Origin of the sequence: Amycolatopsis dongchuanensis, from assembly GCF_039542405.1 — a bacterium.
GTDB lineage: Bacteria > Actinomycetota > Actinomycetes > Mycobacteriales > Pseudonocardiaceae > Amycolatopsis_E > Amycolatopsis_E sacchari.
Window position 1 is genome coordinate 34,964 of the sequence record NZ_BAABIB010000116.1, and the last position, 14,347, is coordinate 49,310.

12 protein-coding genes are annotated in these 14,347 nt (G+C 71.7%); 2 read left to right on the forward strand and 10 right to left on the reverse strand.

Annotated features, from left to right (window positions below; translation table 11 throughout):
• Genes cydD through ABFX51_RS29395 form a run of 3 tightly spaced genes read right to left on the reverse strand, consistent with a single transcriptional unit; the run spans window position 1 to window position 5,731 of the window.
• The gene (cydD, locus tag ABFX51_RS29385) at window positions 1-3,321 is read right to left on the reverse strand and encodes a thiol reductant ABC exporter subunit CydD (RefSeq protein ID WP_346055599.1); all 3,321 of its coding nucleotides are present in this window, start codon (window positions 3,319-3,321) and stop codon (window positions 1-3) included.
• On the reverse strand, window positions 3,318-4,325 hold the full coding sequence (gene cydB / locus ABFX51_RS29390; protein ID WP_091504156.1) for a cytochrome d ubiquinol oxidase subunit II: 1,008 nt from the start codon (window positions 4,323-4,325) through the stop codon (window positions 3,318-3,320). The genes cydD and cydB overlap by 4 nt, the downstream gene beginning before the upstream one ends.
• 11 nt (window positions 4,326-4,336) lie before the next feature.
• Entirely contained in the window at window positions 4,337-5,731 is a 1,395-nt protein-coding gene (locus ABFX51_RS29395) for a cytochrome ubiquinol oxidase subunit I (protein WP_091504155.1), read from the reverse strand.
• A 653-nt stretch (window positions 5,732-6,384) separates the two neighbouring features.
• Here ABFX51_RS29395 and ABFX51_RS29400 point away from each other — a divergent pair.
• Window positions 6,385-7,059 (forward strand): CBS domain-containing protein, encoded by a 675-nt coding sequence (locus tag ABFX51_RS29400; protein WP_091504154.1) that lies wholly within the window; start codon window positions 6,385-6,387, stop codon window positions 7,057-7,059.
• 40 nt (window positions 7,060-7,099) lie between these two features.
• On the opposite strand, the gene ABFX51_RS29405 is transcribed toward ABFX51_RS29400, so the two are convergent.
• Genes ABFX51_RS29405 through sqr form a run of 3 tightly spaced genes read right to left on the reverse strand, consistent with a single transcriptional unit; the run spans window position 7,100 to window position 9,149 of the window.
• Window positions 7,100-7,567, reverse strand: coding sequence for a DsrE/DsrF/DrsH-like family protein (locus ABFX51_RS29405; protein ID WP_091504153.1), 468 nt, complete (start codon window positions 7,565-7,567; stop codon window positions 7,100-7,102).
• Between the two features lie 14 nt (window positions 7,568-7,581).
• A complete protein-coding gene (locus ABFX51_RS29410; protein WP_346055602.1) occupies window positions 7,582-7,899 on the reverse strand; it encodes a TusE/DsrC/DsvC family sulfur relay protein in 318 nt (105 codons plus the stop codon).
• Window positions 7,896-9,149: a type III sulfide quinone reductase, selenoprotein subtype gene (sqr, locus tag ABFX51_RS29415; RefSeq protein ID WP_091504151.1), complete on the reverse strand. Its 1,254-nt coding sequence runs from the start codon at window positions 9,147-9,149 to the stop codon at window positions 7,896-7,898. The genes ABFX51_RS29410 and sqr overlap by 4 nt, the downstream gene beginning before the upstream one ends.
• 234 nt (window positions 9,150-9,383) lie before the next feature.
• Between sqr and ABFX51_RS29420 the strand changes: the two genes are divergently transcribed.
• Window positions 9,384-9,779: an Hsp20/alpha crystallin family protein gene (locus tag ABFX51_RS29420; RefSeq protein WP_177228515.1), complete on the forward strand. Its 396-nt coding sequence runs from the start codon at window positions 9,384-9,386 to the stop codon at window positions 9,777-9,779.
• Window positions 9,780-9,835: 56 nt separating this feature from the next.
• Here the strand turns inward: ABFX51_RS29420 and ABFX51_RS29425 are convergent, their stop codons facing one another.
• The 4 genes from ABFX51_RS29425 to ABFX51_RS29440 are packed head-to-tail and all read right to left on the reverse strand — an operon-like array spanning window position 9,836 to window position 14,225.
• The gene (locus tag ABFX51_RS29425) at window positions 9,836-11,461 is read right to left on the reverse strand and encodes an NAD(P)-binding protein (protein WP_346055604.1); all 1,626 of its coding nucleotides are present in this window, start codon (window positions 11,459-11,461) and stop codon (window positions 9,836-9,838) included.
• On the reverse strand, window positions 11,458-12,459 hold the full coding sequence (locus ABFX51_RS29430) for a thiamine pyrophosphate-dependent enzyme (protein ID WP_346055606.1): 1,002 nt from the start codon (window positions 12,457-12,459) through the stop codon (window positions 11,458-11,460). Before ABFX51_RS29430 ends, ABFX51_RS29425 begins: the two co-directional genes overlap by 4 nt.
• 10 nt (window positions 12,460-12,469) lie before the next feature.
• A complete protein-coding gene (locus ABFX51_RS29435; protein ID WP_346055607.1) occupies window positions 12,470-13,651 on the reverse strand; it encodes a transketolase C-terminal domain-containing protein in 1,182 nt (393 codons plus the stop codon).
• A complete protein-coding gene (locus ABFX51_RS29440) occupies window positions 13,635-14,225 on the reverse strand; it encodes a 2-oxoacid:acceptor oxidoreductase family protein (RefSeq protein ID WP_346055608.1) in 591 nt (196 codons plus the stop codon). Before ABFX51_RS29440 ends, ABFX51_RS29435 begins: the two co-directional genes overlap by 17 nt.
• Window positions 14,226-14,347: the final 122 nt, after the last annotated feature.

Below are 14,347 nucleotides of genomic sequence, written 5' to 3' on the forward strand. Positions count from 1 at the left end.
TCACCCCACGGCTCGCACCCGGACCACTGGCAGCTCCGGGAAGTCCGCGGGCCGGTGGGTGACCAGTACCGCCGGCCGGTTGCGCGCCACCGCGGCCAGGTCGGCCGCGAGCCCGGCCGCGGTGCGGGCGTCGAGGTGGGCGGTGGGCTCGTCCAGGAGCAGCACGGGCCGGTCGGCCAGCAAGGCCCTGGCCACGCCGAGGCGCTGGCGTTCGCCACCGGAGACGGGGGTGCCGTGCGCGCCCAGCGGGGTGTCGAGACCGTGGGGGAGCCCGGCGAACCACGTGCCCAGGCGCGCGCGGGCGAGGCACGCCGCGAGGTCGGCGTCCGTGGCCAAAGGCCGGGCCAGCAGGAGGTTCTCCCGCAGCGTGCTGTCGAACAGGTGGGTGCCCGGTCCGCACCAGCCGAGCGCGGCGCGGACCTCGTCTCCCGCACACCGTCCGATGTCGGTGTCGTCGAGGCGGATGCGCCCCGCGGACGGGCTGAGGTGGCGCATGACCGCCGCCAGTGTGGTGCTCTTGCCGGAGCCGGACGGGCCCGTCAGCACCACGCTGCGCCCCGGGCCCGCGGCGAGGTCCACATCGGACACCGCCTCACGGGAGGCGCCGGGCCAGCGGACCGCCAGGCCGCTGACCGTCAGCGCGGCCGGTGCGGGCAGCGGCCGCGGTTCCGCGGGTTCCACCACCGGCGAGGGGGTGCGATTGAGCTCGGCCAGCCGGTGCGCGCTGTGGCGGGCGGCGAGGAACCGCTGCGCCGCTTCGGGCAGGGCGGCCACCAGTTCCGCGGTGGCCAGCGGCGTCAGCGCCAGCACCGCGAGCTCCGGACCGGGCAGCCTGCCCGAGCGCAGGGCCGCGATCCCGGCGAGCAGGCAGCCGAGCATCGCGGCGCCGAGCGAAAGCGTGCCGACCCCGGCACCCAGCCCGCGGGCGCGCGCCGAGCGCCGCAACGCGGCCGTCAGCGCGGCACCGGTCGCCCGCACCGCGTCGTGCCGCGCGTCCTGCGCGCCGAACGCGATCAGGTCCGGCGCCGCTTCGAGGACCTCGACGGTCCCGGACGTCGTTTCGGCGCGCAGGACGCTGGTGTCCCGTTCGGCCCTGCGCGCCGCGAGTGCCGACAGCGCGGGCGCGAGGATCCCGGCGCCCAGCAGCCCGAGGAACAGCAGCCCTCCCGCTTCGGGCAGCAGCACGCCGATACCCATCGAGACCCCGCAGGCGACCACCGCCGCCGACACCCCCGGCACGAGCACGCGGACCAGCAGGTCCTGCTGGTTGTCCACATCGGACAGCAACCGTGCGAGCAGGTCGCCACGCCGCATCCGCTCGGTGAGCGCGGGCCCGAGCCGCACCAGCGAGGCCCACACCCGTACCCGCAGACCGGCCAGGGTGCGGAGCGCGACATCGTGTGACAGGAGACGTTCGCTGTAGCGCAGCACCCCCTTCGCGATGCCGAACGCGCGCACGGCGACGATCGCGACGGTCAGGGTGAGGATCGGCGGGTGCAGCGCGGCCGTGGAGATCAGCCACGCCGAGGTGGCGGTGAGCGCGACGCCGCTGCCGAGTGCGAGCGCCCCGGCGAGGCAGGCGAGGGCGAGCCGCCACCGGTACGGCCTGACGACGGCGGCGAACCCGCCGCCGGTCCGGTCCTCGGCGTCCTCCTCCTGCGGGCGCTCCAGCCGGACCGGTGCGATCGCCGGGACCGGAGCCGGATCGGGCGCGGGAAGCTCGACCACGCGGTCGCAAACCCCGAGCACGGCTTCGTGGTGGGTCACGATGACGGCGGTCCGTCCCGCGAGCGCCAGTGGCAGGCAGCTGAGGATCTCCGCTTCGGTCTCGGCGTCGACGCCCTCGGTGGGTTCGTCGAGCAGCACCAGCGGGCGGTCGAGCAGGAGCGCGCGGGCCAGCGCGACGCGGCGTTGCTGCCCGGTCGAGAGCCCGGCGCCCAGTTCACCGACCGGGGTGTCGAGCGGCAGGTCCAGACCGGCGGCGCTCGCGGCGGCCGCCACGTCCGCGTCCGGTGCGTCCGGTCTGCCGAGCCGGATGTTGGTGGCGATGGTCCCGGTCAGCAGCCGGGGCCGTTGCGGAACCCATGCGACCCGCTGTTGCCACGCGGCCCGGTCCACCTCGGCGAGGTCGACCCCGTCGGCGAGCACCCGGCCCCCGTCCGGCGGGTACCAGCCGAGCAGGAGGTCCAGCAGGGTGGACTTCCCGGCGCCGCTGGGGCCGGTGACGCCGACGACCTCGCCCGGCTCGATCCGCAGGTCGAGGTCGTCGAGCACCGGCGCGGACCGGCCGCGTACGGTGACCCCGCTCAACCGGACGGGCACGACCGACGGGTCCGGCGCCGGCCTGCCCGCCCCCCGCGCTGGTGGCTTCTCCTCCAGCAGTTCGAAGATCTCCCCGGCCGCGGCGACGCCTTCGGCGCTGTCGTGGAAGCGGGCTCCGACGGTGCGCAGCGGGAGGTAGACCTCGGGGGCGAGGATCAGGACGACGAGCGCGGTGTGCAGGTCCAGTTCCCCGGCGACCAGCCGCAGGCCGATCGAGACCGCTACCAGCGCCACCGAGAGGGTGGCGAGCAGTTCGAGCGCGAGCGCGGACAGGAACGCGACGCGCAGGGTCTTCATGGTCTGCACGCGGTAGGCGCGGGTGATTTCGCGGAGGCTACGCAGCTGGGCCCGCGCCCTGCCGAACGCGGTGAGCACGGCGAGCCCGGCGACGAGGTCGAGGAAGTGGTTGCCCAGCATGGCCAGCGTGCGCCACTGCTTGCCCGCCTCGCGCTGGGTGTACAGCCCGATGAGGACCATGAAGACGGGGATCAGGGGCGTGGTGATGCCGACGATGACCGCCGAAAGCCAGTCCGACAACAGGATCCGCGCCCCGACGACGGCGGGCACGACGGCGGCGACGAGCAGCGTCGGCAGGTAGCGCGCGAAGTAGCCGTCGAGCCGGTCGACGCCGCGGGTGGCGAGGGTGGCCAGCTCGGCGGGGGAGCGCTCCGCCCGGCGCCCCGGCCCCGCCCCGAGGACGTGGCCGACGATCGCCGCGCGCAGCTGCGTCAGCACCGCCGCCGAGGCGCGGTGCGCGGAGGTCTCGGCGAGCCAGGACACGAAGGAGCGGCCGAGCACCACGAGCGCGAGCAGGAGGACCGGCACCGCGACGGCGGCGAGCCCCGCCCCGCCGAGGAAGGCACGCGAGATCGTCGTGGCGAGCAGATCGGCCTGGGCGATCACGAGGCCGGCGGTGGTCACACCGAGCGCCGCGCACCCGAGGATGAAGGGGCGCGCGGCGGCGGCGTGGCGCAGCAGGCGCGGGTCGAGCGGTTTCACAGCCCCTGGCCCGCCGGGATCGAAGCGCGGGTGACGCGCTTGCGGAACACCCAGTACGTCCAGGACTGGTACAGCAGCACGATCGGGGTGAACGCGACGGCGACCCACGTCATGATCTTCAGCGTGTACGGCGTGGACGAGGCGTTGGTGGTGGTCAGGCTGTTCGCCGCGTCCGTCGTGGACGGCAGGACGTCGGGGTAGAGCGAGCCGAACAGCAGCACGGTCGTCGCCACGATCGCCGTGGCGGTGAACAGGAACGCCCAGCCCTCGCGCCCCGCACGGGCCACGAGCACCGCACCGGCCAGCGCCACCGCTGCGACGGCGAGCGGCGCCCACGTCCAGGTCTCGCCGTGGGCCAGCTGGGTCCACAGCAGGAAGGATCCGGCGCACAGCACGGCGAGCGCGCCCAGCGGCCCGGTGAGCGTGCGGGCGCGCTGTCGCAACTCGTCAGTCGTCTTCAGTGCGAGGAACACCGCGCCGTGCAGGGTGAACACGCTCAGCGTGGCCAGCCCGCCCAGCAGGGCGTAGGGGTTGAGCAGGGTCAGCAGGTTCCCGGTGAAGTGGTGCTGGGCGTCCAGCGGGACACCACGGACGATGTTGCCGAACGCGACGCCCCACAGCAGCGCGGGCACGAGCGAACCGCCGACGATGGCGCGGTCCCACCAGGCTCGCCAGCGGGGGCTGTCGATCTTGCCGCGGAACTCGAACGCGACCCCTCGTGCGATGAGCGCCACGAGGATCAGCAGCAGTGCCAGGTAGAACCCGGAGAACAGGCTGGCATACCACAGCGGGAACGCCGCGAAGGTCGCGCCACCCGCGACGAGCAGCCAGACCTCGTTGCCGTCCCAGACCGGGCCGATGGTGTTGACCAGGACCCGGTGGTCGGTGTTGTCGCGGGAGAGCACCGGCAGCAGCATGCCGACCCCGAAGTCGAAGCCTTCCAGCACGAAGTAGCCCGTCCACAGCACCGCGATGAGCAGGAACCAGATGTCGGTGAGAGCCATGGCTTCTTCTCCTAGTAGACGAAGACCGGAGGACGCTCGGCGTCCACTTCGGAGGGTTCCGGCGCGGGCTCGGGCGGTCCCGCCTTCGCGTAGCGGAACATCAGCACGCCGTCGACGGCGGCCAGGATGCCGTAGAGCACGGTGAACACGATCAGCGAGGTGAGCACGCTCCCGGCGCCGACGGTGGGGGAGACGCCGCTCGCGGTCTTGAGCACGCCGAACACGGCCCACGGCTGCCGGCCCATCTCCGTGAAGATCCAGCCTGCGGAGTTGGCCACGAACGGTGCGGCGAGCGAGGCGATCGCGGCACGGTAGAACCAGCGCGAGCGCGGGATGCGGCCCTTGCGGAAGGCCCACAACCCGACCAGCGACAGCAGGCCCATCAGGAAACCGAGGCCGATCATGATGCGGAACGTCCAGTAGGTCGTGGGGATGTCGGGCTTGTAGTAGCCGGGCCCGTAGGTCTGCTGCTCGGTGGCCTGCAGGTCGTTGATGCCCTCCACCTTGCCGTCGAACGACCCGGTCGCCATGAACGACAGGACCTTCGGCACGCGGATGCTGAAGACCTCCTTCGACCCGTCCAGCGAGCCGACGGTGAACAGCGAGAACGACGCGGGCGAGACGGTGTCGTAGAGGGCTTCGGCGGCGGCCATCTTCATCGGCTGCTGCTGCGTCATCAGCCGTGCCTGCAGGTCACCGGTGACGATGACGCCGAGGCTCGCGATCAGGACGGTCACCAGCGCCAGCTTCATCGACGGCCGGTAGACCTCCGTGGCGCGCTTGCGCTTGAGCTGCCACGCGCTGATCGCGACGACGAAGACCCCGGCGGTGAGGAAGCACGCCGTGATGGTGTGCGCGAACGCGCCGACGGCCGTGGAGTTGGTGAGCACGGCGCCGAAGTCCTTCAGCTCGGCGCGGCCGGTGGCGGGGTTGACCGCGTAGCCGACCGGGTGCTGCATCCACGAGTTCGCGGCGAGGATGAAGTAGGCCGACAGCACCGTGCCGATCGCGGCGAGCCAGATGGTGGCCAGGTGCAGGCGTTTCGGCAGCCGGTTCCAGCCGAAGATCCACAGCCCCAGGAACGTGGACTCCAGGAAGAACGCCAGCAGGCCTTCGATGGCCAGTGGCGCGCCGAAGATGTCACCGACGAAGGTGCTGTAGTCGCTCCAGTTCATGCCGAACTGGAACTCCTGCACGATGCCCGTGACGAGGCCCATGGCGAAGTTGATCAGGAACAGCTTGCCCCAGAACTTGGTCATCCTCAGGTACTTCTCGTGGCCGGTGCGCACCCACGCCGTCTGCATGCCCGCCACGAGGAGGGAAAGCCCGATCGTCAGCGGCACGAAGATGAAGTGGTACACGGTGGTGACGCCGAACTGCCACCGCGCCAGATCCAGCGGGCTCATCGGTCCCTCCCTGCTCCCGGGTCAAGATCGCGTTCAGACTGGCCGTGCGACGGCGGGACGAGCGAGGGTCCTTGGTCATCTCATCGGAGGGACTACGACCGTCCGGCGCACGAGCGCGAATCTCGGACGCTTCTCGGTGGAACACCCGCCCGTGCGGCCGGGAGACCGGGTCGAAAGCGCGGTGCTGGCTGGCTCGACGGACGCGGGAACCCGGCTCCGCTGCCTACTTCACGCGCCTCGGCGCAATGACCGTCGCCGTGACCGCGACCGTGGTGATCCGTGTTCGCGCTTGTCCTCTGTGGACGAATCGTATCGCTGCTGTGCGCCGGAGACCGGCGGCGCCACGCGCGCTGGGAACGCGAACGGGCGCGGCTGGCAATCGGCCACCGCCGTTCCTAGCCGGTGACGGGGTAAGCGCGGCGCCCGCTCGCTTTCGGCGAACCCTGTCGAGTCCCTAGCCCGGCCGGCGACATAGCCGACGACCTCGTGTCCAGGCACGAAGGGCTGAAGGACTCCGCCGAGGGGCACGTTCGGCCCGGGACGCGCGAGCAGAGGGCCAAGGTCGTCCCGGGTGGGGACGTGCTGCTCTCCCGCGGCGGGTCAGGCGCGGTGACCCTGGAACTGTCCCTGATGACACGACTCGAGGAGCGGTTATGAGGCGGCTGCTGGTGCGTGACCTGATGACCACGGCGGTGCGGTCGGTGCGGCGGACGACTCCGGTCAAGGACGTCGTGGGCATCCTCGTCGGGGCCGGGATCTCCGCGGTGCCGGTCGTCGACGACGAGCGCACGGTGGTCGGTGTCGTGTCGGAGGCCGACCTGATGGACAAGGAGGTCCCGGCGGGCCGGTGGGCCGGGCGGTACCGGCGGGCCCGGTCCTCGGCGCGGACGGCCGAAGACCTCATGGCAGCGCCGGTGTCCACCATCGGGCCGGAAGAGTCCATCGTGGAGGCCGCGCGCAGGATGTCGCGGCGGCACGTGAAGCGGCTGCCCGTCGTCGACCGCTACGGCAAGCTCGAAGGCGTGCTGAGCCGCTCGGACATCGTGCGGATCTTCGCCCGCGGCGACGAGGAGCTGCGGGAGGAGATCGCCGTCGAGGTCTTCGAAAGGGCCTTGTGCGTGCCGGAGGGCGACGTGAGCATCGAGGTGACCGACGGCGTCGTCACCCTGACCGGGCGCCTGAAGCGGCGGAGCGCGGTGCCCATCGCGGAAACCCTCACCCGCCAGGTACCCGGCGTGGTGGATGTCGTCTGCCGCCTCTCGTTCGACTTCGACGACAGCCACGTGCGGGCACAGGAGCCCACGAACCGCGGCGTCTGGCCGAGGTGAGTACGCGCCTCCGCCGCGGAGTTGAACGTGCGACACGCCGTCAGGTGAAGATGATCTGCCCGCCCGCCGCGAGGTCGTAGAACTCGCCCACGGTGATGATGTCCCGCACCTGGTCGATGAAGTCGTCCTTGCCGAGCCCGAACAGGTCGACGGAGGCCTTGCAGGCGTAGAGCCCGGCACCGCTGTCGGAAATCATCTCGACGAACTCCGGGATCGGCGGGATGTCGAGGTCGTCCATCTTGCGCGACAGGTAATGCGTCATGACGCTCGACATCCCCGGCAGGCCGCCCGCCCATGTGGCCAGGTGCAGGCCGGGGTTGCCGACCGTCGCGAGCTTGATGTGCTCGTGGCGCTGCCGGTGGATGGCGTCCAGGCCGAAGAAGGTGAAGAACAGGTTCGCCTCCATGCCCTCGGCCCGCGCACCGTTTGCCATGATCAGCGCCGGGTACACGCCCTCCAGCGAGCCCTTCGACACGATCACGGACACCTTTTCGATCTTGTCGCTCATCGTCGTCTCCCGTCTCAGATGCAGCCGCGGGGCTTGGGGATGCCGGCGATCCTCGCGGCGAGTTTGGCCGGCCCCTTCGGGAACAGCCGGTAGAGGTCCTTCACGGTGACGCCGGAGGTCTTGCCCAGCGCCCGGATGGTCGGTCCGGTGCCCTTGCTCTCGTACTCGGCGCGCATGAACTTGATGACCTGCCAGTGCTGGTCGGTGAGGTCGCCGAGACCGGCGTCGCGGGCGATGGCGGGCGCCATGTCCTCGCGCCACTGCGCGGGGTCGGTGAAGAAGCCCTCGTCGTTCACCTCGACGGTGGTGCCGGCGTAGGTCCGGGTCGTCATGACGGCGTCCTTTCCTGCTCAGGGAGGAGCTTTCCCGCGTGCGGCATGGCGGAGCCGATTCCGGGGATGTCGCGGCCGGGCAGCAGGCTGTGCCAGTACAGCCACGAGAACATCAGCTTGCCCAGGTGGTTGAGCCGGGACTGCTTGAGCAGCGGCAGGCCCGCGCCCGTGGGGTAGTGCCCGGGGAGGGGCTCGGTGTCGTAGTTGAAGTCGATGAGCAGTGCCTTGCCGAAGCCGCTTTCGATGAAGCAGTTCGTGTGCCCGTCGAAGGTCGCCCGCAGCGGCTCGCCCGCGAGGAAGCGGGCGACGTTGGCGGCCAGCGTCTCGCCCTCGAAGTGGGTGACCGAGCCGGCCTTGGACGCCGGCAGACTGGTGGCGTCGCCCAGGGCGAAGACGTTCGGCGCGGCTTTCGACTGCAGCGTCGCGGGATCGGTGGGCACGAAGCCGAGCTCGTCGCCGAGCGCTGGGGAACGCCCCACGTAGGCGGCGCCGCCGTGCAGCGGCACGACGACGGCGAGGTCGAAGCCGACCGTGCGCTCGTCGTAGGAGACCAGCCGTCCCGCGGTGCCGTCGACCTCTCCCGTGTTGAACTCCGTGACGAGACCGACGCCCTTCTCCTCCAGCAGGCCGCCCAGCACCCCTGCGGCCACGGGTTTGGTGAACGCGCTGTCGAGCGGGGTCACGTAGGTCAGCTCCACCCGGTCACGGATCCCGCGTTCCCGGAAGTACCAGTCCGCCAGGAAGCAGAACTCCAGTGGCGCCACCGGGCACTTGATCGGCAGGTCCACCACGTTGACCACCAGGCGGCCGCCCGCGAACCCGGCGAGTGCGGCCTCCAGCGCCAGTGCGCCGTCGAGGTCGTAGAACGTGCAGACGTTCTCCTGCCAGCCCGGTCCCGTCAGGCCCTCGGTCTCCTCGGGCTGCAGCACCGCCCCGGTGGCTACGACGAGCACGTCGTAGTCCAGTGTGGTGCCGTCCTCGAGGAGCACCGTGTCCCCCTTGAGGTCGACGTGGCCGACCGCGCTCTCGTGGTAGGAGATGCCGCGGTGCAGCTGCCGCTCCCGCGGGCGCACGAGGTCCTCGGGATGTGCCAGTCCGAACGGGACGAACAGCAGTCCCGGTTGGTACACGTGGTCGCCGTCCCGGTCCACGACGACGATCTCGACGTCGTCGCCGAGGCGCCGGCGCAGCCGGTTGGCGGTGAGCGTTCCCCCGGTGCCACCGCCGAGGATCACCACGCGTCTGGTCATGCCCCCACGTTCGGCGTTCCCCGGGTGGCCCGGTAGGGACCGGGGACCCGGGTCCGGAGGACGATCGGCCCTCCGGCCGGACGCGCGATGGTGCTCCTCGCCGTCGCGCGCGACGACAGCCGAGCGCGGGTCGAAGGTCCTCCGGTGCGGTGACCAGCCGCCCTTTCCCGGCGGCGGGACCCGGACTTGCCTGGAAGGTGTCCGGAGACGATGACCGGAGGAAGGAGAGGTCAGATGCCTACTTTGATTCCGCGGACCACACTCATCCCCGACGTGGTCCGGTTGCTGGGAGAGGAGTTCGGCGACCAGCACCCCGTTCGCGTCGAGGACTACTTCGAGGACGGGACGTACGTCGTGCGTGCGGAACTGCCCGGGATGGACCCGCAGAAGCAGATCCACCTCACCGTGGACCGGGGTGAGCTGCGGCTGCGTGCCGAGCGGGAGTTCGTCAAGCACGACAAGGCGCACACCGAGTTCGCCTACGGCGCGTTCGGCCGTACCCTGCGGCTGCCCGAAGGCGCGGACCCCGCGCACGTGACGGCGGCCTACGAGGCGGGCGTCCTCGAAGTCCGGATCCCCGTGCGGGTCAAGACCGAGCCGCGCGAGATTCCGGTCAAGGTGGCGACCTGACCACCTGAGGAAAGGGGCGCCGGCATCCTCTCAGAGGTGCCGGCGCCCCGTTTCGTTCAGCCCTGCTCCGGCCGCATCTCCATGGCGCCGCAGGGGCATTCGGCCACGCAGAGGCCGCAGCCCTTGCAGTAGTCGTAGTCGATGGCGTACCCGCCGTCCGCGAGCTTGACGACCGCGTTGTCCGGGCACACGGCGAAGCAGTTGTCGCAGCCGAAGCAGTTGCCGCACGACAGGCAGCGCCTCGCCTCGAACAGCGCGCTCGACTCGTCCAGGCCGCCCTCGACCTCGTCGAACGTGGACGTGCGCCGCGCGGCGTCGAGCTGGGGCCGCACCGTCGCGGGCGCGTCGCTGTAGTACCAGGTGTTCAGGCCGCCGTAGTCGGCCGGCGGGTGCTTGGGGCCCGGCTGGTACGCCTCGCCGCGCAGCCACGCGTCGATCGCGCGCGCGGCCTTCTTGCCGTCCCCGACCGCGGCGGTCGCGGTGCGCTCACCGCCGACGACGTCGCCGCCCGCGAACACACCGGGGTGACCCGTCATCCGGTCCTTGCCGACAGCGACGTGACCGTCCTCTTCGGACACGTCGGGTAGCCCGGACAGCACCGACAGATCGGCCTCCTGCCCGAGCGCGAGGACGACCGAGTCGGCGGTCAGCTCCTCGAACTCCCCGGTGGGCCGCGGAAAACCGGTGTCGTCCAGGCGCATCTTCTCCACGGTCACCGCGCCGGGCCCGGCGTGCGCGAGCGTCGACAACCACCGCAACCGGACGCCTTCGGCCTCTGCGGCGGCGACCTCGCTCGCGTGTGCCGGCATGCGCTCCCGCGTGCGGCGGTACACCACCAGTGCGTCAGTGGCGCCGAGGCGCCGGGCGGTGCGGGCGGCGTCCATGGCGGTGTTGCCGCCCCCGTAGACGACGACGTGCCTGCCCAGCGACGGCCGGTGCTCGCCCTCCATGTCGTGCAGCACCGCCACGGCGTCGAGGACCCGGGCGGAGTCGCCGGCGGGCAGGTACGCGCGTTTCCCGATACCCGCGCCCACGCCGAGGAACGCGGCGTCGAACCCCTCGTCGCGCAGGGTCGCGTCGAGATCCGAGACCCGACGACTGGTTTCGATCACGACGCCCAGCGCGGTGATCCGCCGGATCTCCCCGTCGAGGACCTCCCGAGGCAGCCGGTAGCGCGGAATGCCGTAGCGCAGCATCCCGCCGGGCTCGGACTCCGCCTCGAAGATCGTGACCGCGTGGCCCAGCATCCTCAGGTGGTACGCGGCCGAGAGGCCGGCCGGGCCGGATCCGACGACCAGCACGTGCTTCCCGGTCGCCGGGGCGGGTGCGTCCGGCGTCCAGCCCTGCTTCAGCGCTTCGTCGCCGAGGAAGCGTTCGACGGAGTTGATGCCCACAGCCTCGTCGAGCTGTCCCCGGTTGCACGCCGTCTCACATGGGCGGTAGCAGACCCGGCCCAGTACGGCTGGCAGTGGGTTGTCGGCCATGATCTGCCGCCAGGCACGCTCGTAGCTCCCGTCCTCGGCGTCGTAAAGCCACTGCTGGATGTTCTGGCCCGCCGGGCAGGCGTTGTTGCACGGCGGCAGCAAATCGCGGTAGACGGGGCGCTCGCTGCGCCACGAACCGGTTTTGTTCGCCAGGCCGGAGTCGGCGCGCAGGGTGATCGCGAACGGTTCGGTCTTCATCGTTCCTCCTCGCCGAGCAGGCCGTAGCGGCGGATGTTGCGGTCGGCGAGCTCCTGGATGCGGGCGAGCACCGCCGTGGCGGGCGGTTCGCCGAACAGGTGGGCGTAGCGCGCCTGCGGGCGCAGGTACTCCTCGACGGGTACCCGGTGGCGGATCTTCGACACGACCACGACCTCGCCGCGCTCGGCCTCGAACACGGGGAACACGCCGGATTCCTTCGCCAGCCGGGCGAGCCGGATCGTGTCGCGGGAGGCGCTGCCCCAGCCCAGTGGGCACGGCACCAGCACGTGGAGGTACCGCGCGCCGCGGAACTCCATCGCGCGGGCCACCTTCGCCTCCAGGTCGTGCAGGTCGGCGACCGTCGCCGTCGCGACGTACGGGATCTCGTGCGCCATCGCGATGCGCGGCACGTCCTTGCCCTGGCCGAACACGTTTCCCGGCTCCGCCCCGAGCACCGGGGTGGTCGCGGTGCGGGCGGCCGGGGGAGTGGCGCCCGAACGCTGCACCCCGGTGTTCATGTAGGCCTCGTTGTCGTAGCAGATGTAGAGGACGTCGTCGTCGCGTTCGAACATGCCCGACAGGCAGGCGAACCCGATGTCGACGGTGCCCCCGTCCCCGCCCTGCCCGACGACGCGGATGCCGGTGCGGCCCTTGGCCTTCAGCGCCGCCGCCACGCCGGTCGCGACCGCGGGCGCGTTGCCGAACAGCGAGTGCAGCCACGGCAGCCGCCAGGACGATTCCGGATACGGGGTCGAAAACACCTCCAGGCACCCGGTTGCGTTGACGGCGATGAGCTGGTTGCCGGTGGCGTGCATCGCCGCGTCGAGCGCGTACCGCGCGCCCAGCGCCTCTCCGCAGCCCTGGCACGCGCGGTGCCCCGAGTCGAGCGGGTTCGTCCGGGCCGTGCTGGCCTGCACGGTGCGCACCTCGACGTCGAGCAGGCGGTTGCCCGCCACGAAGCTGCCGGTCTGGTAGAACTTCACGGGCTGGGTGTTCATGATCGGCTCCTCACCGGGCCCTGGCCAGCTCGCGCTCGACGCGGACCCGGTCCAGATCGAGAAAAACCAGTGGTTCCAGCGTGTCCGCGAGCGCGTCGGCGAGCGCGAAGTGCAGCGACCGCTTGGTGACCGGCCGCCCGCCCAGCCCCGCGACGACCGTGTGGCAGGGCACGGGCACCCCGCCGAAGGCCAGCCGCAGCTCCGCGGTGACGATCCCGCCCGAACCGAGCGAGAACGCCCGCTCCAGCACGACAACGCGCCGGGCATCGCCCAGCAGTTCGCGCACGAGCCGTGCCGGGAACGGCCGGAAGCTCGTGATGCCCAGCGCGCCGATGCGGGCGCCGGTCTCCCGCAGCTCGTCGATCGTGTCGTAGAGCGTGCCGAGCACGGAGCCGAGCGCGACGACGACCACGTCGGCGTCCTCGATCCGGTACGGGTGCACCAGGCCCCCGGAGTCGCGCCCGAAGACCTCGGCGAACCGGCCGGCGACCTCGGGGATGACGTCCAACGCCCGCTGCTGCTTGAGGTGGGCGAGGTAGCGCACCTCGGTGAACGCCTCGGGCCCGACCATCGCGCCCATCGTCACCGGCTCGGCCGGGTCGAGGACCTGGCGCGGCGCGTACGGCGGGAGGAACGCGTCGACCTGCTCCTGGGAGGGCAGGTCGACGCGCTCGACTGCGTGGGTGAGCACGAACCCGTCCATGCACACCATCACCGGCAGCGACAGCTCCTCGGCGATGCGGAACGCCTGCACGTGCAGGTCGGCGGCCTCCTGGTTGTCCCGCGCGTAGAGCTGCAGCCAGCCCGAGTCGCGCTGGGACATCGCGTCGCTGTGGTCGTTCCAGATGTTGATCGGCGCGCCGATCGCCCGGTTCGCGACGGTCATCACGATCGGCAGGCCGAGCCCGGCCGCGTTGTGCACGGCCTCGGACATGTAGAGCAGGCCCTGGCTGGCGGTGGCGGTGTAGGCGCGAGCTCCGGCGGCGGACGCGCCGATGGCGACGGACATCGCGGCGAACTCGGACTCGACGTTGACGAACTCGCACGGCGTCAGCGCGCCGCTCTTCACCTTCTCGGAAAGCGCTTCCACGATGTGCGTCTGCGGGGAGATCGGATAGGCGCAGACCACCTCGGGACGACATAGCGCGGTGGTGTCGGCGACCGCGCGGGAACCCTCAATCTGCCGCAACACGGGACTGCTCCCTCAGCTGTTCGCGGACGTGGTCGCAGGCAGCGTTGGCAGCCGCGACGTTGCCGTCCGCCACGCGGCCGGAGAACCGCTCGCGGATGGCTGCCTGGACGGACTCGATGCGGACCTGCCCGGTGAGAGCGGCGAAAGCGCCCAGCAGCACCACGTTCGGCACCGGACGGCCCAGGTGCTCCCGGGCCAGCGCGGTCGCGGGCACGGTCAGCGCGCGGCCCGGTGGCAGCCGGGCGACGACGTCGGCGAGACCGAGCTCGGCGAAGTCGTGCGGTGAGTTCACGAGCAGGTACCCGTCGTGCGCGAAGCCGTCGAACACGGGTACCTGGTGCAGCAGGGTCGCGTCCTGCACGACGAGCCCGTCCGGACGCACGACGGGCTCGCGTGAGCGGATGGGCTTGCCGTCGAGGCGGCAGAACGCGACGACGGGCGCGCCGGTGCGCTCGGAGCCGAAGCTCGGAAACGCCTGTGCGTGGCGCCCGTCGAGGAACGCGGCCACCGACAGCAGCTCGGCGGCGGTGACGGCCCCCTGGCCGCCACGGCCGTGGATGCGGACCTCGAACACGTCGGCCTGCCTTCCGGGTCGGGACGTTGCCGCCGACGATCGCAGTGGCCGCGGTGGCCCTCGAAGGGCGGCAAGACACCGGTGGCGTGGACCAAGGTCCCGAAACGGTGTGCGGCCGCCGG

Excerpts from the sequence above, each read along its gene's own strand:
- cydB (WP_091504156.1), bottom strand. The coding sequence starts at position 4,325 with ATGGCTCTCACCGACATCTGGTTCCTGCTCATCGCGGTGCTGTGGACG.
- ABFX51_RS29395 (WP_091504155.1), bottom strand. The coding sequence starts at position 5,731 with ATGAGCCCGCTGGATCTGGCGCGGTGGCAGTTCGGCGTCACCACCGTG.
- ABFX51_RS29400 (WP_091504154.1), top strand. The coding sequence starts at position 6,385 with ATGAGGCGGCTGCTGGTGCGTGACCTGATGACCACGGCGGTGCGGTCG.
- ABFX51_RS29405 (WP_091504153.1), bottom strand. The coding sequence starts at position 7,567 with ATGAGCGACAAGATCGAAAAGGTGTCCGTGATCGTGTCGAAGGGCTCG.
- ABFX51_RS29410 (WP_346055602.1), bottom strand. The coding sequence starts at position 7,899 with ATGACGACCCGGACCTACGCCGGCACCACCGTCGAGGTGAACGACGAG.
- sqr (WP_091504151.1), bottom strand. The coding sequence starts at position 9,149 with ATGACCAGACGCGTGGTGATCCTCGGCGGTGGCACCGGGGGAACGCTC.
- ABFX51_RS29420 (WP_177228515.1), top strand. The coding sequence starts at position 9,384 with ATGCCTACTTTGATTCCGCGGACCACACTCATCCCCGACGTGGTCCGG.
- ABFX51_RS29425 (WP_346055604.1), bottom strand. The coding sequence starts at position 11,461 with ATGAAGACCGAACCGTTCGCGATCACCCTGCGCGCCGACTCCGGCCTG.
- ABFX51_RS29430 (WP_346055606.1), bottom strand. The coding sequence starts at position 12,459 with ATGAACACCCAGCCCGTGAAGTTCTACCAGACCGGCAGCTTCGTGGCG.